A 20,077-nucleotide genomic window follows, 5' to 3' on the forward strand; every position below is an offset into this window, starting at 1 on the left:
GCCATTTGTGGTCAAACGCTCAAAGTTTGCTTAGCAGTCATTGGCTGTAATCTATTTCATTACTGCCGGGCTGACGCGTTAAAAAAATGTAGAGCGGCAGCGCAACTACGGCCACTGCGGCGATGCCTAACCAGCCGTAATCTGGGCTATCAATCCACTTTTGCACAACGCCTATTATGGCCATCACAGCTAACCAGTATGCAATCCTTGCAACTTGGCTCCAGCTTGAATCAGTGACTTTTCTCATTCTCATACTGCTATTCCTTATTATGCCCGCGTAACGGCAAAGCTCAGCACTTGTTCTATGCTGTCCACTTGCAACGCTAACATGACTAATCGATCAACGCCAACAGCCACTCCTGCACATTGAGGTAAACCTTGTTGTAATGCGGCGATTAAGTGACGATCTATTGGCATCACAGGCTTGCCGGCAGCCGCCCGTTGCGCATTGTCTTGTTGAAACCTTGCTAACTGCTCTTGGGCATCGGTCAGCTCGTGAAAACCATTTGCCAGTTCAATGCCTTTGAAATACAACTCAAACCTCTCGGCCACCCGGTTATCTGTCGGGCTAATATTAGCCAATGCCGCCTGAGATGCGGGAAAATCGTATACAAAACAGGGCGCTTGCTGGCCAATTTTAGGTTCTATCTCGGTGCAAAAAAGCAGCTGCAGTAAGGTGTCTTTGTCAGCATCTTTAGCGATATCTGCAAAACCGTAATGGCAAGCTTGTTCAATCAACTCTGACAAACTAATGGTAAGAGGATCAAACCCTAGGTGTTGCACAAAAGCTTGCTGATAACTTATCTGTAAAGGCTGGTCGCAGTTAAGCAGCAATTGCACCAGCTCAGCCAACTCAGCCATCAAAGCAAAATGATCGTAACCGGGCTGATACCACTCTAGCATGGTAAATTCTGGATTATGGTAACGCCCTGACTCTTCATTTCGAAAAGCTTTCGCCATCTGATAAATAGCGCCACTGCCCGCAGCCAATAAACGCTTCATATGAAATTCTGGCGACGTTTGTAAAAACAACGTTTGGCCTTGTGATGCACCAGGCCCAACAAACTCGGTTTGAAACGGCACCAAATGATAATCAGTGATACTGGCTTGACTCATCGCTGGGGTATCAACTTCCATTACATTTCTAGTCGCAAAGAACTGCCGAATAGATTGCACTATCTGCGCTCGGCGTCGCAAGTTTTCAATGCTGGCATGAGGTAAAAAAGACATGAAAAGCCCCATAAGACTCAAAGAAGGCAGAGTGTACTGACTCGGGTTTAAATGTCTAGCGCGTCGTGTTTTAAGGCCACCAGAAAGCTGCATGGCGGACTGTAAAATATGGTCATTTAGGTCATCAAAAGCGGCGTTTGTCACAATTAAACTAGGGTTTTTTATCATCTGGCTTTCGAAAGCTATTTTTTCAACTAAGTTAAAAACTTAACTAACGTCGCAACGAACTTAAGTTGGCGTTAGCTAAGGTTAAAAAACTGCAAATTTCAGAACAGATATTTGACCCTGATCAAGCGGTAATTCCCCCATCAGAGGATGATTAGGATATAAAAAATACCCCTTAGGAGGCAGATGTGGAAATCATAAAAACCGACGTCGCAATCATAGGAGCAGGAGGCGGCGGATTACGTGCAGCCATCGCGGTCGCTGAATCGCACCCAGACTTGGAAGTCGCGTTGATCTCAAAAGTCTACCCCATGCGAAGCCATACGGTTGCGGCCGAAGGTGGCGCAGCAGGTGTAGTGCAAGATCATGATTCTCTTGAAAACCACTTTAATGACACTGTTTCCGGGGGCGATTGGCTTTGCGACCAGAACACGGTGCAGTACTTCGTTGAAAATGCCACCCGTCAACTCACCCAGCTAGAGCATTGGGGTTGTCCTTGGAGCCGCAAAGAAGACGGCAAGATTAATGTTCGCGCATTTGGCGGCATGAAAATCGAACGCACCTGGTTTGCCGCTGATAAGTCTGGCTTTCACATGCTGCATACTTTATTTCAAACGTCGATTAAATACCCTAGCATTCGTCGCTTTGACGAACACTTCTGTCTCGATTTATTAAGCTTTGACGGCAAAGTACAAGGCGCGGTATTACTCGATATTGCAGAAGGTACTACCAAGGTCATTCAAGCAAAAACCGTGATAATGGCGACCGGCGGTGCTGGCCGTGTTTATAGCTACAATACCAATGGCGGCATAGTGACCGGAGACGGCATGAGTATGTGTTATCGTCACGGTGTGCCACTGCGAGATATGGAATTTGTACAATACCACCCCACAGGTTTACCCGGCTGCGGCATTTTAATGACCGAAGGCTGTCGCGGTGAAGGTGGCATACTTGTTAACAAAGATGGCTACCGCTATTTGCAAGACTACGGTTTAGGCCCAGAAGTGCCAGTAGGACAAACCAAAAACAAATACATGGAACTCGGACCTCGAGACCGTTTAAGCCAATGTTTTTGGCAAGAGCAGCAAAAAGGCAACACCATAGAGACCAAACGGGGCGACGTGGTTCACCTTGATTTACGCCACCTCGGGGAAGAAAAAATTAATGAGCGCTTACCTTTTATTCGTGAGCTATCAAAAGCCTACGTTGGCGTTGACCCAGTTAATGAGCCCATTCCAGTAAGGCCTACTGTGCATTACACCATGGGCGGTATTGAAACTGACGCCAACACAGCAACCCGTTTACCCGGCTTATACGCAGTGGGTGAATGTGCTTCAAATGGCTTGCATGGTGCTAATCGATTAGGTTCGAACTCGCTCACTGAGCTTGTAGTATTTGGCGAAACAGCAGGCCAACAAGCGGCTCAATTTGCCATTGATACGAAACATGTTGCGGTAGCAAAAGTGCGCCAAGCGGCCCAAGAAGTGATGGACCGCACTCATGCCTTACTTCACAGCGAAGGCACGGAAAGCATGTCGGCGATCCGCAAAGAAATGGGCGATACCATGGAGCAAGGTGTCGGGATTTATCGCACCGAAGCCTCTATGCAACAAACCATAGACAAGCTCGCCGAGTTAAAACAGCGCTATCAAAATATTGCCATTAAAGACAAATCCAGCGTCTTTAATACCGAGTTTTTATACGCCATCGAACTGGGCTACTTGCTTGATACAGCTGAAGCTATGGCTCACAGTGCAATCTTAAGAAAAGAGTCTCGCGGCTCTCACCAGCGCATTGACGGCTTTGAAAAGCGCGACGATGAAAACTACTTAAAACATTCATTGGCTTTCTATCAAGCGGGCAACGCTCCTCAAATTGACTACTCTGAAGTAGTTATTACTACAAGCCAGCCTGCCGAACGCGTCTATGGCGCGGCGGCAGAAGCAAAAACCGATGATGCGGAGGTAAAACATGGCTGAGACCCTAATTGATATCGACATTCTTCGATACCGGCCAGAAGAAGACGACGCACCTCATCTACAAACGTATCAAATACCGTTTGATGATGAGATGTCGATCTTAGAAGCCTTACAATACATCAAGGATGAACTCGACAGCACGGTCAGCTTTCGTTGGTCTTGCCGCATGGCAATATGCGGCAGTTGCGGCATGATGGTAAATGGCGAGCCTAAATTAGGCTGTAAGGTCTTTTTACGCGACTATTTCCCCAATAAAATCACCCTAGAGCCTTTGGCTAACTTCCCTATCGAGCGCGATCTCGTGGTGGTGATGGATGACTTCATTGAGAAATTAGAAAGCATCAAGCCTTATATTATTCCGGCACAAGAAAAGTCGATCGATGACGGCGAATACATACAAACTCCGGAGCAAATGGCCAAGTACAAACAATTTTCAATGTGTATTAATTGTGGCCTTTGCTATGCGGCATGTCCGCAATACGCATTAAACAAAGAGTTTACCGGCCCCGCGGCCTTGTCATTATTAGCCCGGTATAATCGTGACTCTCGAGACGCGGGTGGCGCAGAACGGATGAAAATTGTTAACGCCGAAGAAGGTGTATGGGGTTGTACCTTTGTGGGTTATTGCTCCAAAGTCTGCCCGAAAGGAGTAGACCCTGCAGCCGCGATTCAACTGTTCAAAGTTGAAAGCGCCAAAGATTATTTAATCGCCATGTTTAAACCAGATTAAGGAGCACAGCGATGAGTAAGCGTAAGCCGTACGAGCGTGAACTACCCACAGACTGGTGGCTCAAACACGCGTTTTATACCAAATACATGATACGTGAAGGCAGCAGTATCCTAATTACTCTTTACAGCTTGATTTTAGCTTGGGGGGTGTTTCGCTTAAGCCAAGGCCCAGAGGCATGGCAAGCATGGCTAGACTGTCTCACCCACCCTTTATCCATCTTATTGCATTTAGCGGTCTTGGTGCTGGCTTTGTACCATACCATTACCTGGTTTTCGCTTGCCCCTAAAGCGGCCGATTTATGGATAAAAGGCAAAAAGCTCGAAGATAAACCCATAGTGATAGGCCATTATGTTGCGCTAGCCATCACCACCATTGTTGCTTTAATCATTGTCGCTGCATATTAGGAGGAGCCATGAGTCATTCCCAACATACTGAACCCAAGCGCTCTCATGAACCCATTTTTTGGGGTTTGTTTGGTGCCGGTGGCATGTTAACCGCATTTCTCACCCCAGTGATGGTTTTAGTCACCGGTATCTTGGTGCCGCTAGGCCTAATGAGTCCAGAAGCATTGAGCTATGAGCGCATTCATGACTTTGCAACCACTTGGTACGGCGCGGCAGTATTATTTGTCCTGATAGCTTTACCGTTGTGGCATACCTTACACCGCATCTATCACGGCTTACATGACATAGGTATTCATCGCGGACGTGATATACAGCAGGTTGTCAGCTACGGCTTTGCGTTTGCCGTCAGCGTATTTGTCTTTACCTTGCTGTTACAGATGTTTTAATCCCACCTCAGCCTAAACCTTCTTAATACGCAAGGTTTAGGCTGATGCCTCCTTACCGACTACATTCAAATACCATAACTGCAGCCCCTACCTTTCTGATCACGAGCTATTGCCACAGGCTAACACGCTGGTTAGGCTTTTTGCTCTGTGAGCCAGCGCTCACATTAAGCCAGTAAATTTCACTATAGTGAGTCATTAAGATAAGCAATATAGCTGACACAGTGTATGCTTAAATTAAGCGCCAAGCAGAAGTGGTATAATTATGAAATATAGCAATGTAGTATCGCCATATTTAGACCTGAACCCGCAGGCGAACGCTGATCGTGATGCTCAATCACAAGCGAATTATATGCAAGCCATGTTACAAATTTCTTCGCTGCAACAGAAAAGTTTGCCTCTCAATCATTATTTATTACAACTGCATAAAATTGTTAATCAGTGTATGCACGCTGAAAACTTTTTTGTCGCTATTTACAATGCCGACAAATCGCAAGTATCAGTGCCTTATTTTGTCGACCAGCACGACCAGCATTTTGATCTTGCCACACCGGTAGATGCACAGGAATTTTTAAGTAACTCACTATTGGGCTATATTTTACAGCGCAAACAGCCCCTATTGGCTGACAAAGCAAAGATAGATCGCTTGAAACAAGCTCAGGTGCTGAGCAGTCGCGGCACAGATTGTACTAGTTGGTTAGGCATGCCATTAATTCACCATAGCCAAGTATGGGGCGCCATCGCCGTTCAAAGTTATGATGAGCATAAACACTATCAAACCTGCCAGGTGCCATTCTTCCAGTTTGTGGCAGAGCAAGCTGCAACGTGTTTGTATCAACATATTGAGTTGACCCAGTTAAAAGATTACCAACACCAGCTAGAAGATCTCGTTGATTGGCAGGTGGACGAAATTCGTATCCTCAAAAGTAAACTTCAAAAGGCGTCGTAATCTCACCGCATCTAGCCAACTCACATGGTTAGATGCCGATACACTTCAAATATTTCTACCTAGTAATAAAACTGACATTAAGTGTATTGGTTGCATCACACTTTTTTCTTACGCAACATTTTATGCTGGCATTAAGACTGACAAAAGCATGAGAAAGAAATGCAGCTTACTTTAAAACAAAAAATCCTTGCCATCTTAGTCATGGTCGTCATTGCCCTGTTAACGCTCGCGGCTACCAGTGGTTGGAGCCATTACCAGTCAATTTTGCATGAAAAGCGCGCTTATACTCGTAGCTTTATCGATTTAGCTCAGCATCACTACCAACAGTTGACCGCTAAGGTAAAGCAAGGTGAAATAACTGAAACGCAAGCGCAGCAGCAATTTATCCAGTTTATCAATGACACCCGCTACGAAGCTGATCAAAGCGGCTATTTTTGGCTTCAGGATACCTCGCCAGAGATGGTTGCTCACCCCTTAAAACCGGCATTAAATGGTAAAAACCTTGCTCAAGTCAAAGATCAAAACGGCCTTAATTTGTTTGTGGCCATGGCAAATATTGCCCGTAACCAAGGCGGTGGCTTTGTCGATTACTTCTGGGCTAAACCTGGACAAGATGGCAGCTTTAAAAAAATATCTTATGTACAATTACTGCCAGAGTGGGACTGGATAGTCGGCACAGGTATTTACGTTGACGATATCAACGAGACCTTATACCAAGCGTTTACCGGCATGCTGATAGAGGTGCTCATTCTTATCACCCTAGTCAGCCTAGTGTTAATTGTGGTGGCTAAACAGCTGTTACGGCAAGTCGGAGGGGAACCTGAAGAAATAGAACATAAAGCCCAACAGATCGCCCAAGGTCAGTTTTCACCTGAAATAGATACCAAAGGGCTGACAGGCATCGCCTATTCGATGGCTGTAGTTAACAATACCTTGTCTGCCAGTACTCAAGCCATCAGTGATGTCTCCAACCAAGTTGCCAATAGTTCAGCGTCTCTGAATGACATCAAACAAGTGATCCACGACTCCGTGGCAGGGACTACGGAACAAGTGCAAATGTCAGCAACCGCGGTTAATCAGATGTCTAACTCCATTGCCGAAATCACCCGCAGCGCTACCTCTGCGGCAGACCAAATGTTGCAAACGCAGCAACAAGCTCAAGCCGGCAGTGATAAGGTGAAACATACATCACAACTGCTGCTTGATATCACCACGCAAGCCAACAGTATGACCAAGAATATGGCCGGCTTGGTTGAAGAAACCAAAAGCGTAAACGACATATTAGACAGCATTCAAGGCATTTCGGAGCAAACCAACTTATTGGCGCTCAACGCCGCAATTGAAGCTGCGCGAGCCGGTGAAGCGGGTCGCGGCTTTGCTGTGGTTGCTGACGAAGTAAGGACTTTAGCGACCCGCTCAAAACAGTCGACTAGCAATATTCAAGCGCTACTGTCGTCTTTAATTAGCCAAGTAAATCATACCTCTGAGTCGATTGAGGCAACTCTCACCTTAGCCAACTCAGCAGTGCTCAGCGCTAACGAAGCGGACCAGGAAATTGCCAAAATCACCGAATCCATGGCGCTGGTAAGTGATATGAATACTCAGGTTGCCGCTGCGGTAGAAGAACAAGCCGCAGTCTCAAATGAAATCAGTGAGTCGATTGAAAGTATCAGTCATGGCGCCACTCAAAACGACACTCAGGTGCAACACCTTAACCAGCATACCGAACAATTAAGCCAGTTTGTCAGCACCCTTACCACTGCGGTGCAAAAAATCCGCTCGAGTTGTTAACCAACTACGAGACTTAGGCAAAAAAAACGCCTCATCATGGATGAGGCGTTTTATTCTTTTTAGGCAACTGCTTTGCCTAAAAACACATTATTATTTGACTCGGCCAACGTATTCTGCAGAGCGCGTATCAACTTTAATCACTTCACCAATTTGGATAAACAGCGGCACACGGACTACAGCGCCCGTGCTCAACGTAGCAGGTTTACCACCTGTTCCCGCCGTGTCACCTTTTAGGCCAGGATCGGTTTCAATCACTTCCAACTCTACAAAGTTAGGTGGCGTAACAGCAATCGGGTTGTCGTTCCACGTCGTGATGGTGCAAACGTCTTGCTCCACCAACCATTTAGCTTGCTCGCCAATGGCTTTTTCATCCGCAGCAATTTGCTCAAACGTGTCATTGTTCATGAAATGCCAAAACTCACCATCGTTGTATAGGTAAGCTAGGTCAATATCCATTACGTCAGCAGCTTCAACGCTTTCACCTGACTTAAACGTTTTCTCAAGCACTTTGCCTGATAATAACCGACGAATTTTAACACGGTTAAATGCTTGGCCCTTGCCTGGCTTAACAAATTCATTTTCAATAATGGCGCAAGGCTCATTATCAAGCATAATTTTTAGGCCACCGCGAAAATCACTGGTACTATATGTCGCCATTTTTTCCTCTTAGAGAATCGAGTTAATGCTAATGCCACAAATAATAACCCGAAACGCGCCTTCTGTGCAGGGGCATTGGCAAAAAGAACTGGCAAATGCGATCAAAAGCCCTACGCAGTTGCTGCAAGCCGTCGGCTTATCAGCCGAAGACTTAGGGAACGACTATATTGCAAAGCAAGACTTCCCTACTTTAGTGCCATTGCCCTTTGTCGCGCGAATGCGCTCTGGTGACCGTCACGATCCTTTATTATTGCAAGTCTTGCCATTACAAGCTGAGCATGTGCAGCAACCCGGGTATGTACAAGACCCTCTGGAAGAGCACGACACCGCCGCCCCCGGTTTATTGCATAAGTACAAAAGCCGAGTGCTGTTAATGCTAAAAACCGCTTGCGCGGTAAATTGCCGATACTGTTTTCGACGTCACTTTCCTTACCAAGAGAACAGCGTAAGCAAGCGAGATTGGCAACAAGCCGTGGATTACATCGCCGCAAGACCAGAAATAAACGAAGTGATCTTAAGTGGCGGCGATCCATTAATGGCCAAAGACGAGCATTTAGCTTGGCTACTTTCACAGCTAGAAGGCATTAATCACCTGACGCGCTTACGTATTCATACCCGTTTGCCGGTCGTGATCCCGTCTCGCCTAACGCCTGAGTTAATCGCACGTTTGCAGCAAAGCCGATTTAACGTTGTGATGGTGCTGCATATCAATCACAGCAATGAAATAGATGATGTACTGAGAAAAAAACTGCAACCGGCTCGCAGTGCGGGTATTCACCTACTAAACCAGGCCGTCTTGCTGAAGGGCATTAACGACAACTTAGCCAGTATGGTAGCGCTCAGTGAAACTTTATTTGACGCAGGCGTCATGCCGTATTACCTACATTTGTTGGATAAAGTCAGTGGCGCCGCGCATTTCGACACGCCCACGCACTTAGCACAAGAATTAATACAACAGATGTTATTAGAGTTGCCCGGCTTTTTAGTGCCTAAATTGGTCAGAGAAGTGGCCGGGGAAGGCAGTAAGACGCCTCAGGACATATTCTCATAGACATAAAAAAGCCCAGTCATTGACTGGGCTTTGATGTTACACGGTAATATTGATGTTTTGACCTACAGGGCTAGCTGGGTCGACTTTAGGGGGCGTTTGAGCCATAGGTTGCTGAGTGGCTGATTGAATCAGCTGCAACGTTTGTTGGCCTTGTAAGGCCTGCTCTTTTTTCCCCATAGCCGCGGCCCATGCTTGCTGGCCAGTGCTGCCTGATACTTCCATTCTCCCTCCTGTGCTAGGTAAAAGCTGGTTGGAATTATCGTCATTGTTCCGCTTATAATGTTGCCATTACTTACTTGGCGAATCATTATGACACACGAACAAATTTTACTCAGATTGAAAGAGAATATCCAGCTGGTTTATCGTCAATCTGTCGATGCCGATCACTCTATTGAAGCCTTAAGAAAAGACGATAAGGCTAAATTCAGCGCCATTTTTGGCGATAGTACACCTTTTACTACTCGCTCCAACCTCTTTCTTCCATACGTTGAAGAGTTGGCTGCAGATCTCTTAGCCGTTCAGCAAGCCAGCGATGATAAGTCGTTCGAGCAAGGGTTGGCCACGCTAGTAAAAAAAATCGAGTTAATGTTCAGTACCTTGGGTGCTTTTAAAACAAACTTAAAAGCCTAAAAATATCACAGCTTAACCAGCATTTGCTGAAATAGCTTTTCAATCTTAGGCGCTGCTTTTGCATCAAGCTTCACCCCTAAAGACCAGCGTCCATTTTCTTGTTTTTGGTTGCAGGCGACCCCGAGCAACTTGGGTAAGGGGTTCTGCTGCGCACTTTCTAACAAAATCGAAATCTTTTGGCCTTTGAACTCGGCTTGCTTGATTGGGTCAGCCAGTTGTACCCGACAACCGCTGGCTGAAAGATCCAGAAGCTGCGCTTGTAATACGTTATCGCCACACTGTACTCGGGCAGGCAAGCGTGTCGGCAAACGAGGCTCTGCTCTTAGTGGCTGCTTTTGTACTTGTTGTGGATAAGCCAGTACCAGCATTTTACTCGGCCTGCTCACCGTTGGCATTATGGTGCTTTTAAACGCCATAACAGCGCCTTCTTCACCTTCAATCAGCACCCTGACCACGACATCATAGCCTTCTTTCAGTACTTCAAATTTATCCCCCCACTTAGCGGCTTCGGGGTATTCCAGCAATAAATACTCATTGGCCAGCATACCAATCAAAGGTAACTTCATTTTGTCATGAATGCCCGCCGGTGTTACCGCTTCTACGTGTAGCATCATGCCTGGGGTTAAACTCTGTAAGTACTGCAAGCTCATATTCAGTCCTAGTAGTCGGTTAACCAAGCAACATCAAATACACTGCTATCCAAGGTAACTTGCTGCTCATCTGCCAATGCCTGCAAGGTTTGCATTTGCACCTTAAGCTCATCGATTGTGATGGTGTTGTCATCAAGTTGCCACAATTGCTCTGAGCCAACATAGCTAAAATGCAAAACTTGCATCGCCCGCTCATCGCCTTTTTTTGCCGCCGCCAGTAAAGGGCGGTACTTACGATTGATAAGGTTAAGTTGCTGCTTTAAATCCCACACATACATCACCTCGTGCATGTATGGGTGATTACGTAAGCTGCGTAATAATTGCAGGACAACAAAACCCGCCAACACCACACCGGCTAAATTCAAAATAAAATTTGAATCAGAACCCCAAAAATGAATCATCACGCTGGATGCCCCTAAAGACACCACCACTAAAATGGCAATGCAAGCAAAAATAATACGGTTTAAACGTTGTCGATAACGGGGCTTATCTATTTCAATCAGGGTCATAACAAAAGTCTCGAGGGATTTTGCTTTAGTTTAATGCCGACAGCCATAGGCAACAAGGATCTAGCGCAGATTGTAAGGAAGGAGTATGCTTGCGCCAATTGTGGAGAGCCTTATGTCTGACTTTATATACCAACCACCCACTTCACCTTGGCTAGATATCTTGTACCAAGATGAAGATATTATTGTGATTAATAAACCCAGTGGATTATTGTCGGTGCCAGGCCGTGCGCCTGAGCACAAAGACAGCGTTTGGCTTAGGGTAAAAAGTGTCTACCCCGACGCTCAAATAGTGCACCGCCTTGACATGGCAACCTCGGGGATTTTAGTGATGGCGATGCACAAAGAGGCGGAACGCCATCTACAACAACAGTTTCGTGAGCGCACCACAGAAAAATCCTACTACGCCAAAGTGGTTGGCCTATTAACTGTCAAGACGGGCATCGTTGATTTACCGTTAATCTGTGATTGGCCAAACCGGCCGAAACAAAAAATTTGTTACGAAACGGGCAAACCTTCACAAACCCGCTTTCAAGTGGTGCGGGAACATCCGCAGGCTAATACCAGTTTAGTCAAGTTAACTCCTATCACTGGCCGCTCTCACCAATTACGGGTTCACATGATGGCCTTAGGTCATCCCATTTTAGGTGACAAGTTCTATCACCTAGACGGCTCAGAACGCATGAGTGAGAGGTTAATGTTGCACGCCACCTGGCTCAAAATCACCCACCCACAAAGCGGCGAAAGGGTCATCTTTGAGGTGGAGCACAACTTCAACTAAAGCGGAAAGTCTGTTTATCTAACATCGGGCAGCTCAACGCTTAGAAAGCGTTCCCAGCCTCGCTGCCAATGTAACTTGAAACTGCCCCCATTGGGTAGATCGGCGCACACGTCATTGTAGAACTTGCCTTCAAGTCCAAGCTGAAACGCGTCTTGCTGACAGTAACTTTGTACACCTTGTTGGTATTGCTCTGAATATACGCTGTAATCTGGCGCGTCAACTTGTTGCTTAGCGGCAAGCTCTGCCAACTGCTCTGAGGTTTTTTGAACCTTACCTAAGCGGCCATCTCGCTGGCCTAACTCAGACCACTGCTGCGCTTTTGCAAGATTATTATTGGTGGGTAAACTGCTACATCCTTGTACCAGTAGAAATGTGCAAATAACAACGGCTGTTTGCTTCATGGCTTTCTCCTGATAACTGCTTTTTAACAGCCTAATCAAATGATCTTATGGATACAAGAGCCAAACTTCACATCCATGCACTAATGCTGCGGCAGTCGCATTTAAATGTCGGGCTCGATTGAACCTGTGTTGGTGTTTCAATTTACATTGCTCTGCGCTGCCGTCGCAGAGAGTATTCCGTAAAAATATCTCAATATCCCTCTCCATTACTGGTGACTCACCAGGCCATTCGTTATAATTTATTGTTGATATATCCACCAAAATGACTATGGAAGGTTTTCCTTATTAACGCTCTTACATCTGCTTTTAGCATTATTATCAGGGTTCTCTTGCTCACCGGCATTTCAAATGTAGCCATCGCCGAAGAAACACAGTTGACCATCTTGACGTCTAATGAGCCACCCATGAACTTTGAGCATCAAGGCAAGATCACCGGACTCATCACTGAATACGTAGAGCTGCTTAGGCAAGATACTCCCGCCTCAGAGCCGATTAAACTGGCACCGTGGGCTCGCGTGCTTGAAGCGGGCAGAACCCAACCCAATACCATGATATTCAGTACAGAAAAAAGCCCGAGCCGCAGTCCAAATTTCCATTGGGTTGGCCCCATCATGGCGAAACGCTGGTTCTTTTTAGCAAAACACCCAGAAGACTATAGCTTTAACACATTGGATGATTACAAGCAGGTTGAAAATATTGGTGTTCTGCGCGCAGACAACCGTGAATCATGGTTACTTGAGCAAGGCTTTGACAATCTGTATCCCGTTAACAACCTTGAACAAGCGTATAAAATGCTGCAAGAAAAGCGCTTAGATATCGTATTAACCGGTGACGTAGAGCACAGCTATATGGTGCGCTACTTCCCTGAATTTAATAATTTACATGGCGTTTTTGACGTCAACGTAGCCTACAGTTATCTGGCATTTTCCAAGTTTACTTGTGAGTCAATTCTGCAAGCTTGGCAGCACGCCTTTGAAGCAAATAAAAATCACCCTCAGCTACAAGAAATGAAAAAAAAGTGGGGCCAACATATTGAGCAAACGCTGGTCCTCAAAGATGGCATGTTTAGTTTAGCCCAAGCCGACTCTGTGGCTATCCGCCAGCCAAAGGGTAAGTAAGATGAAACTGGCATTGAGTTGCGCCGCATTATGGCTCAGCCTAACCTTACTGACAGGTTGCAGCAGCAAGATAGAACCCGTAGATAAACCCGAAAGCTACAGCCACAATGTCATAATTAAAGACTCAGCAGTACTCAAGCAATACAGTGACCAAGCCACACAGGGTCAAGGCAGTGACAGTGGTTTATACCCTTTAAGTCATGGTGAAGAAGCCTTTGTTTCACGCTTGAGCATGATTGCCGCAGCTCAACACAGTATCGATTTGCAATACTATATTTATCGCTTAGACGAAACAGGAAAGCTACTATCGTGGTATTTACTTAAGGCTGCAGACAGAGGCGTAAGGGTACGCCTATTACTTGATGATATGACCACAGGGCCACACGAAAAAGCCCTTGCCGCCTTAGCCACGCACCCTAATATTGAGGTCAGACTATTTAATCCATTTTATCACCGTAATAGTCGTTGGCTGGAAATGCTCGGTACCTTTGAGCGAACCAACCGGCGCATGCACAATAAGTCGCTTATCGTCGATAATCACTTTACCGTGGTAGGTGGCCGGAACATTGGGAACGAGTACTTCTCGGCTGATTTAGCCGTGGACTTTGGTGACCTGGACTTACTTGCCATAGGCCCAGTTGTGCATGAAACCGCGTTGCAATTTGATTTGTATTGGAACAACGATTTTGCCATTCCCGTAGAAACCTTGGTTGCAAGACCAGATAATGAGCCATTTTTAGACTCACAACAGGAAGTCGACAAAGAAGCACAAGCCATGTTCGAGGGCGAATACTTCACCCGTTTAAAACACAACACCTTGCTGCAGCAAATCAAACAAAAGCAAATACCTTGGGTTTGGGCACCCGCTTCATTGTATTACGATAACCCTGAAAAGCTGCAGCAAAGCCAAGAACAACAAGTAGATAATTTAGCCTCCCAGCTAGCGACTTGGGGCGAGCAAGCCCGGCAAGAGATGGTGTTGATATCGCCTTATTTTGTCCCGACTCAGTTCGGTGTCGACCGCTTAATCAAACTCAAGCAAGAGCAACAAGTAGAGATAATCATCTTAACTAACTCGCTCGCGTCAACGGACGTCGTGGCTGTACACTCAGGCTACCAAGGCTACCGTAAACAGCTGCTCGCGGCAGGCATTCAATTATACGAAGTGAAAGCAAACCCTGATAACAAACCGGGCATGTGGTCAGGGAGCTCACGCTCAAGTTTGCACGCTAAGACCTTTATCCTGGATCGTCATGCCATTTTCATCGGCTCGATGAACTATGACCCACGCAGCGTATGGCTAAATACCGAAATGGGCATAGTGGTAGAGTCCCCCATGCTTGCCCAGACTTTACTGGCTAACAAAGCACAATCTCTCGACCGCAGCGCTTACCAAGTGAAGCTCGCAGAAGATGGTCAACTAGTCTGGTACGACGCAGTAAAAAATCGCTATTATCAAAATGAACCCGACGCCGGGTTTTGGCGTCGCTTTGTCGCCAGTTTTTTGAGCATGCTACCAATAGAAGAGCAGTTGTAATCTTTTGAAACTTTTATGAGCTTGTTACGGTCTTTATACGTAAGTGTAATATGAGCTATATCACACTTATATTCACGACTGTGTCATACTCATATTATCTGGAACTCTTTGAAGGAGCACATCATGAAATACCTAACACTTCTAATCTTCAGCATCTTCCTGAGTGCTTGCGCAACGACCGAGCAACAAATGTTTGCTGCCGAGAGTAATTGGTTTGAACTTGGCAAATACGACGGTGAGCAAGGGTTCAATGAGAAATCCCAAAAAGACCTCACCAAACTGGGTGATAACATTGATTTAGCAAGCCTTGACGTGGAGCAATATCAAAAAGGTTATCAAGAAGGCCTTGATAGTTATTGTGTACTCTCAAACGCTTGGGTACTGGGTGCAACAGGCCAACCCTACAGCGGCGTTTGTGAAAACAGACAAAATGGCTGGCAGTTCCACGAAAACTGGGTCAGTGGACGTCATTCTCAAGTAGGTAGCCTTTAACCGGTTTAGGCTTAATAGAGAGGTTGCGTAACCTCTCTATTGCCAACCTTCGTCTCTCTTAGTTCTGCGCTTATCTCGTTGGGTTTCTTGTTGCTTTACCCTGCGCTTTTTTTGTTGTTTGTACGATACACCGTCAACCAGCTCATCTTCATAATTTGTGTCCAATTCATCCTCATAGTGAAATGACTTGCCCATTTTTCTTTCCTCGCTGCCTTAGCTTTGTCATTGCTTAAAATGCTTTGCCTAGAGCAGAATTGTTACCTAAAAAAGGTCACAATTTTATGTCAGAAATATGGCAAAGAAGCGAAGCGAGATCCGCCGCACTTTACTCTTGCTCCCACAGCTGCACCTTGGTTTTATCAAAGGTATACTTGCCCGTTAGCCAATCCACCATTTCTTGAGCCATAGCGAGGGGCAATTGTTGTTGGTAACGCTCGAGCATCGCTGCTTTTTGCGGTTCTGACAATTGATTGAAGCCTTGCTCTGCCAAACCATCAGCATCTGCTAATAAATGCTGACCTAACTGACCCGGTGCCAATGTCTTTATCGCCTTGATAAGCGCCTGTTGCGGGTTGTATTTCGCCCCTTCTCGATATAATTGCGGTAACGTCATCAGTGGGATCTTTGAAAGCTGGGCTTGATTCATAGGGTTAACAAAATGCCCTCGAGTTAGGCTTGGCATTTGCGCTAACCTGTCTTTAAAAGCGTGTAAAAAGATCAGGTGCCAGTTCTTCATGTCATTGACGGGGTAATTATCCCAAATCACGGGCTGGCGTCGTAATTTGTCTGCCACTTCCTCTAGATGCTCAGGGGGATAAGATACAGACCACACGCTCGGCCCCGTCCAAAAGACGTCTATCTCAGGCAATAATGCTGCGCCCAGGTCTTGTAAATAGTGCTTTGGCTGCTGCCCAAATATCTTTTCTAGAACAGGGTCGTAAGAGTAATACGTTGGGCATAAAATCACTTCGGGCGCAGCAATAAGGTCGTTCATAAACGCCGCTATTTCCGCTTGATTTTTAGCCAGATCAGGCACATCACCGCGCATGTCATCAAACAAGATGCAGACAATATCTGGTTGTAACTGATTTATCTCGGCAAGCTTAGCGGTAAGTGCTTGCCGGGTTGTTGCGTTCCACGCTTGATAAACCTCATAAGGGCTGAGCGCAATACCAAATTTAATGCCTTTACTGCGATAGACCTGGCTCAGCTGCTGCAACTGACAGAACTGTTCCTCACTCCAACTTTGCTGCCATTGCTCCCTAAGCTTGGCATCATTTTTAGGGCCATATATATACGCGCCATAGCCCTGTTGAAGCATGAAGTCAGCATAATCTTTGCGGGTTTGCCACGTCCAAGGTTTACCATAAAAACCTTCGATGATGCCTAAATTGAAGTCTGTTGCCATTACTTAATCCTCAGCTGATAGCTTGCCATTGCCAAACGCAATCATTCAATAGGCAGCATACTATAAGACAAGGTTGCTGCGTATAGGCTTATGAAATAGGCAGCTAAAAGTATGAAAAATGCCAGCCACAGCCCTCTGTCAATAAACTGTCATTTTGGATCGTTAACCTGTCTAGGCTTAAACAAAACTTAGCGAATTTAGCTTATGTGGGTTGGTAAACTGGTTTCATATCCCAGGCGAAGCAGGGATTTTAGTGAAGGTGTGATCATCAACCATGATCCCTTTTCTGGATTAGTACAGGTACGTGACTTTTCAGGCGAGCACTGGAGCGGTCATGTACATTTGATTTCATTGTTATAACTCCCACCATTGCTGAGTGACCCATTCTCAGTAGTGCCATTCGAGCATTGGGGGCCTTGCCCCCTTTTTTTACATTCAAATTTGTCCATAACATAAAATATGGCACACCTATTGCTTTATATTTCACGTGACTCTTTTTAAATAGCTTAAGGACAAAATGTCGACGGGAACGTCCATACGAACCGTCATGGCAAGGGGTAAAGACGATGAAACAATTTCTTTCTCAGTTATCTTTTGGTGCACAATTTACGTTAGTGTTAGCTTGGGTGTTTGTTGCTAGCAGTACGGTACTTTTTTTACCTGACGGCTTAGCACAAATGTTCAGTCTCGGCGGTATTCAGCAAACTTCACGCCCAGTATTAAGCTTAGTAGTGATCATCAGTAGCTCTTATTTTCTGGCTAAGTTGCTGATGTTAGGTCACCACGCCCTGACGTACAAATCGGCTCAAGAGCAAGAACGAGGCCGTATGGTAGAGATGGTTAAACGCCTTGATTTTGAAGAAAAAGCGGTATTGCGTGAATACATAATCCAGCGTAAAAATATGCTCACGCTGCCATTAAACGAGCCAGCGGTGAACAACCTATTAGAGGCGGGAGTATTAGTTCCGGCTATGTCGACACAAGAAATCAGCGGTGAAAAGCGACTGGTCAAATTAGCCATAAGCTTAGAAGCGAGACCGCTATTAACTCACAAATTACTGGGGCTGCCGGTGGGTAAAATGACCGAGGAAGACGTAGAGCGGTTGAAATCAGCACGGCCAGATTATGCCCGTCAAAACTTCATTGGTTTGCGTGGTTAAAATAAAGCGCAACACGCCTGACTCAAAAAAGTGACAACCCTCGCTAGGTGTCACTTTTTTGGCTAATGATTCAAAGGGAATTCATCAATCGACTAACACACTGATAATTTGCCAAAAAAGTGGCGAAATACTTCCTCTTTAACGCCATAGCTGTCTTAGTGCTGACTAATCACTAAATCCGTTTGCGGGATACAACTACAAGCCAGTATGATCCCCTGCTCTTGTTCTTGTGGGGTTAATGCCGAATCCGACAAGGTGTTAACTTCACCACTATCAAGACGAACTTTACACGCCCCGCACATGCCACCTCGACAAGAGAAGGGTAATGCCAGCCCAGCGTTTTCAGCCTGTTCTAATACCGTTTGCTGGTTGTTTCCGCTGACCATGGTATCCCAACTATCAAATAAAATTTGGCAATCGACTGCTGGGCTCTGTTCACACTCAAACAAGCCAAAGCTCTCATCAAAATACTGCTCCTTGGGTAAGCCTAATGCCAGTAAATCTTGTTTAACTTGTTCCATGAAAGCTGCTGGTCCACAGACAAATACCTGTCTCGTAGTTAAGTCAGCCACTTTTGCTAAGTCACCTTGGCTAATGCGTCCCGCCTGGTAACCCAATAACTCAGCCTCTTTTGCCGTAGTTTGAGTAAGAAAGTACTGCCATTGGATCTGCGGCTGCAAAGAAGCAATAAAATCGAGCTCAGACTGGCATAACAAATCCTGTGGTTGTTTGGCACTGTGCAAAAAGACAATGTCTCTGGCTTGATGCCCGTCGCTGATTTGGCGCAACATCGATAGCATAGGCGTGATCCCAACGCCCGCAGAAATCATTAATAAAGGGGCCTGGTCGGCTTTTCCTAAATGAAATTGCCCCGCGGGAGGTAAAGCTTGTAACGTATCTCCAGCTTGAAATGTGTCATGTAGCCAGTTAGATGCTTTTCCCTTTGGGACTCGCTTTACCGTAATGCTGATGAGATCGGGCCGACTAGGCGTCGATGATAAAGTATAAGTACGCTTTACTGGGTGACCATCTATCTCGAGGCTGATGCTGATATATTGACCCGCTTGATAATGAAATCTATGCTCGGGCTTGGCCATAAAGCGAAACGTCTTTACGTCATGACTTTCTTGCTCTACCGCAACACACAGCAAGGTTTTCAGTTCTCCAGCAGGCCATTGGTTATGCAATGGCGCGGCACTTAAGTGCTTTGGCGCATGATTGACGTATTGCTCAGGTTGACGAACGTCAAGTACCTCTACCTTATCAAACACTGAAATTTTTCCGCGGTTAAGCGGCTTAAGATTTTGCCCAAAGTAAACATTGCCATCTTCACCTTTTCGGTATTTCTGTAATGTTTGTAAAGGTTCATTATCAGGGCTTTTGGTTGCAGTTTGAGGGTCTAGAGTGGTAAATACACAGCGTGAACAAGGCTTTTCTACGCTGAACTCTACTTCGCCAATGCGAATTTTACGCCAAGAGTCTTCCGCAAACGCAGGTGTACCGGAAACTACCAAGTTTGGTCGAAATTGGTCCATCACTACCGGGCTTTGCGCCCGCTGATTTAAATCATCGAGCGAGGCTTGAGAGATTAGCAACAGAGGGTAGCCGTCCGCAAAACTCAGCGCGCCGTCATTATCGGCTTGATTACGCAAACTGTCGTGCTCATCTCCGATAAATACTAAGCGGCACTTTTGACCTAAGAATTCACTGAACCAAGTGTCATAATCGCGATGGCACCAGACTGCTTTAAAGTCATCAGACCACACGGTGACGTCCAACTGCATGTCACCAAAATTACGCTTATCTATAGTCAGCGAGGGCATGCCCGGCGCCCTCACCTGTAAGCCGTTATCAACTATTGCAGTGTGTACTTGGGTTAATTCGGGTACCGTTCGAGCGGTGATAAATTGCCCTCGGGGATTAACCAGCATAAAGCGTCGATCAAAACTCAGCCCAAGCGATTCCACATAACTGTGGTTAGTGTGGATACCTGCGGTGGATTTAATAGGGTAAACGGTTATTTGTTTGAGTTGTCCTTGGCTCACAGCTTGCTCC

Annotated in this window: 22 protein-coding genes and 1 pseudogene; 13 read left to right on the forward strand and 10 right to left on the reverse strand. The window is 45.9% G+C overall.

The annotated features are described in order from the left end of the window. Positions 1–37: 37 nt before the first annotated feature. Together D1Z90_RS13545 and epmA are read right to left on the reverse strand one after the other, a co-directional pair. The gene (locus tag D1Z90_RS13545) at positions 38–253 is read right to left on the reverse strand and encodes a hypothetical protein (RefSeq protein WP_119911315.1); all 216 of its coding nucleotides are present in this window, start codon (positions 251–253) and stop codon (positions 38–40) included. 14 nt (positions 254–267) lie between these two features. Beyond that, positions 268–1,230: an elongation factor P--(R)-beta-lysine ligase gene (gene epmA / locus D1Z90_RS13550; protein ID WP_119911392.1), complete on the reverse strand. Its 963-nt coding sequence runs from the start codon at positions 1,228–1,230 to the stop codon at positions 268–270. A gap of 353 nt (positions 1,231–1,583) precedes the next feature. Here epmA and frdA point away from each other — a divergent pair, with 353 nt between their 5' ends. The 6 genes and pseudogenes from frdA to D1Z90_RS13580 form a co-directional block, all read left to right on the forward strand. Further along, the gene (frdA, locus tag D1Z90_RS13555) at positions 1,584–3,374 is read left to right on the forward strand and encodes a fumarate reductase (quinol) flavoprotein subunit (protein ID WP_119911316.1); all 1,791 of its coding nucleotides are present in this window, start codon (positions 1,584–1,586) and stop codon (positions 3,372–3,374) included. Beyond that, positions 3,367–4,104 carry a succinate dehydrogenase/fumarate reductase iron-sulfur subunit gene (locus D1Z90_RS13560; protein WP_119911317.1) on the forward strand — a complete coding sequence of 246 codons (738 nt, stop codon included), beginning with the start codon at positions 3,367–3,369 and terminating at the stop codon, positions 4,102–4,104. Before frdA ends, D1Z90_RS13560 begins: the two co-directional genes overlap by 8 nt. An 11-nt stretch (positions 4,105–4,115) precedes the next feature. Continuing rightward, entirely contained in the window at positions 4,116–4,508 is a 393-nt protein-coding gene (locus tag D1Z90_RS13565) for a fumarate reductase subunit C (protein ID WP_119911318.1), read from the forward strand. Between the two features lie 8 nt (positions 4,509–4,516). Continuing rightward, positions 4,517–4,894 carry a fumarate reductase subunit FrdD gene (gene frdD, locus D1Z90_RS13570; RefSeq protein ID WP_119911319.1) on the forward strand — a complete coding sequence of 126 codons (378 nt, stop codon included), beginning with the start codon at positions 4,517–4,519 and terminating at the stop codon, positions 4,892–4,894. Positions 4,895–5,156: 262 nt separating this feature from the next. Then, complete coding sequence (locus D1Z90_RS13575; RefSeq protein WP_119911320.1) at positions 5,157–5,840, forward strand: GAF domain-containing protein; 684 nt, start codon at positions 5,157–5,159, stop codon at positions 5,838–5,840. A 264-nt stretch (positions 5,841–6,104) separates the two neighbouring features. Further along, positions 6,105–7,631 (forward strand): annotated as a pseudogene (locus D1Z90_RS13580) (methyl-accepting chemotaxis protein); the annotation flags it as partial. 90 nt (positions 7,632–7,721) lie between these two features. Here D1Z90_RS13580 and efp read toward each other — a convergent pair. Continuing rightward, a complete protein-coding gene (gene efp, locus D1Z90_RS13585) occupies positions 7,722–8,288 on the reverse strand; it encodes an elongation factor P (RefSeq protein WP_119911322.1) in 567 nt (188 codons plus the stop codon). 31 nt (positions 8,289–8,319) lie between these two features. Here efp and epmB point away from each other — a divergent pair, with 31 nt between their 5' ends. Continuing rightward, positions 8,320–9,339: an EF-P beta-lysylation protein EpmB gene (gene epmB / locus D1Z90_RS13590; protein ID WP_198419192.1), complete on the forward strand. Its 1,020-nt coding sequence runs from the start codon at positions 8,320–8,322 to the stop codon at positions 9,337–9,339. 36 nt (positions 9,340–9,375) lie between these two features. On the opposite strand, the gene D1Z90_RS13595 is transcribed toward epmB, so the two are convergent. After that, complete coding sequence (locus D1Z90_RS13595) at positions 9,376–9,561, reverse strand: hypothetical protein (protein ID WP_119911323.1); 186 nt, start codon at positions 9,559–9,561, stop codon at positions 9,376–9,378. 87 nt (positions 9,562–9,648) lie between these two features. On the opposite strand from D1Z90_RS13595, the gene D1Z90_RS13600 reads away from it, so the two are divergent. Further along, positions 9,649–9,969 (forward strand): hypothetical protein, encoded by a 321-nt coding sequence (locus D1Z90_RS13600; RefSeq protein WP_147378769.1) that lies wholly within the window; start codon positions 9,649–9,651, stop codon positions 9,967–9,969. 5 nt (positions 9,970–9,974) lie between these two features. Here D1Z90_RS13600 and D1Z90_RS13605 read toward each other — a convergent pair whose 3' ends face one another. Both D1Z90_RS13605 and D1Z90_RS13610 read right to left on the reverse strand, forming a co-directional pair. Beyond that, complete coding sequence (locus tag D1Z90_RS13605) at positions 9,975–10,619, reverse strand: flagellar brake domain-containing protein (protein WP_119911325.1); 645 nt, start codon at positions 10,617–10,619, stop codon at positions 9,975–9,977. 8 nt (positions 10,620–10,627) lie between these two features. Then, a complete protein-coding gene (locus tag D1Z90_RS13610; RefSeq protein ID WP_119911326.1) occupies positions 10,628–11,128 on the reverse strand; it encodes a DUF3087 family protein in 501 nt (166 codons plus the stop codon). A gap of 112 nt (positions 11,129–11,240) precedes the next feature. Between D1Z90_RS13610 and rluA the strand changes: the two genes are divergently transcribed. Continuing rightward, positions 11,241–11,906, forward strand: a complete 666-nt coding sequence (rluA, locus tag D1Z90_RS13615; protein ID WP_119911394.1) for a bifunctional tRNA pseudouridine(32) synthase/23S rRNA pseudouridine(746) synthase RluA — start codon at positions 11,241–11,243, stop codon at positions 11,904–11,906. 14 nt (positions 11,907–11,920) lie between these two features. Here the strand turns inward: rluA and D1Z90_RS13620 are convergent, their stop codons facing one another. Then, a complete protein-coding gene (locus D1Z90_RS13620; RefSeq protein WP_119911327.1) occupies positions 11,921–12,307 on the reverse strand; it encodes a DUF2799 domain-containing protein in 387 nt (128 codons plus the stop codon). Positions 12,308–12,711: 404 nt separating this feature from the next. Here D1Z90_RS13620 and D1Z90_RS13625 point away from each other — a divergent pair, with 404 nt between their 5' ends. The 3 genes from D1Z90_RS13625 (at position 12,712) to D1Z90_RS13635 (ending at position 15,454) form a co-directional block, all read left to right on the forward strand. Beyond that, entirely contained in the window at positions 12,712–13,425 is a 714-nt protein-coding gene (locus D1Z90_RS13625; protein ID WP_147378770.1) for a substrate-binding periplasmic protein, read from the forward strand. 1 nt (position 13,426) lies between these two features. After that, positions 13,427–14,962, forward strand: a complete 1,536-nt coding sequence (locus D1Z90_RS13630) for a phospholipase D family protein (protein WP_119911329.1) — start codon at positions 13,427–13,429, stop codon at positions 14,960–14,962. Between the two features lie 123 nt (positions 14,963–15,085). Further along, positions 15,086–15,454: a DUF2799 domain-containing protein gene (locus D1Z90_RS13635; RefSeq protein ID WP_119911330.1), complete on the forward strand. Its 369-nt coding sequence runs from the start codon at positions 15,086–15,088 to the stop codon at positions 15,452–15,454. Between the two features lie 36 nt (positions 15,455–15,490). On the opposite strand, the gene D1Z90_RS21330 is transcribed toward D1Z90_RS13635, so the two are convergent. Both D1Z90_RS21330 and D1Z90_RS13640 read right to left on the reverse strand, forming a co-directional pair. Further along, on the reverse strand, positions 15,491–15,649 hold the full coding sequence (locus D1Z90_RS21330; RefSeq protein WP_158587144.1) for a hypothetical protein: 159 nt from the start codon (positions 15,647–15,649) through the stop codon (positions 15,491–15,493). 130 nt (positions 15,650–15,779) lie between these two features. Continuing rightward, entirely contained in the window at positions 15,780–16,862 is a 1,083-nt protein-coding gene (locus D1Z90_RS13640) for a beta-N-acetylglucosaminidase domain-containing protein (protein ID WP_119911331.1), read from the reverse strand. Between the two features lie 566 nt (positions 16,863–17,428). Here D1Z90_RS13640 and D1Z90_RS13650 point away from each other — a divergent pair. Further along, positions 17,429–18,022 (forward strand): superinfection exclusion B family protein, encoded by a 594-nt coding sequence (locus D1Z90_RS13650; RefSeq protein WP_119911333.1) that lies wholly within the window; start codon positions 17,429–17,431, stop codon positions 18,020–18,022. Positions 18,023–18,177: 155 nt separating this feature from the next. Here D1Z90_RS13650 and D1Z90_RS13655 read toward each other — a convergent pair whose 3' ends face one another. Beyond that, entirely contained in the window at positions 18,178–20,067 is a 1,890-nt protein-coding gene (locus tag D1Z90_RS13655; protein ID WP_119911334.1) for a hybrid-cluster NAD(P)-dependent oxidoreductase, read from the reverse strand. Positions 20,068–20,077 lie beyond the last annotated feature (10 nt).

This window comes from Motilimonas pumila, from assembly GCF_003596335.1.
Classification (GTDB): domain Bacteria; phylum Pseudomonadota; class Gammaproteobacteria; order Enterobacterales; family CBDFNC01; genus Motilimonas; species Motilimonas pumila.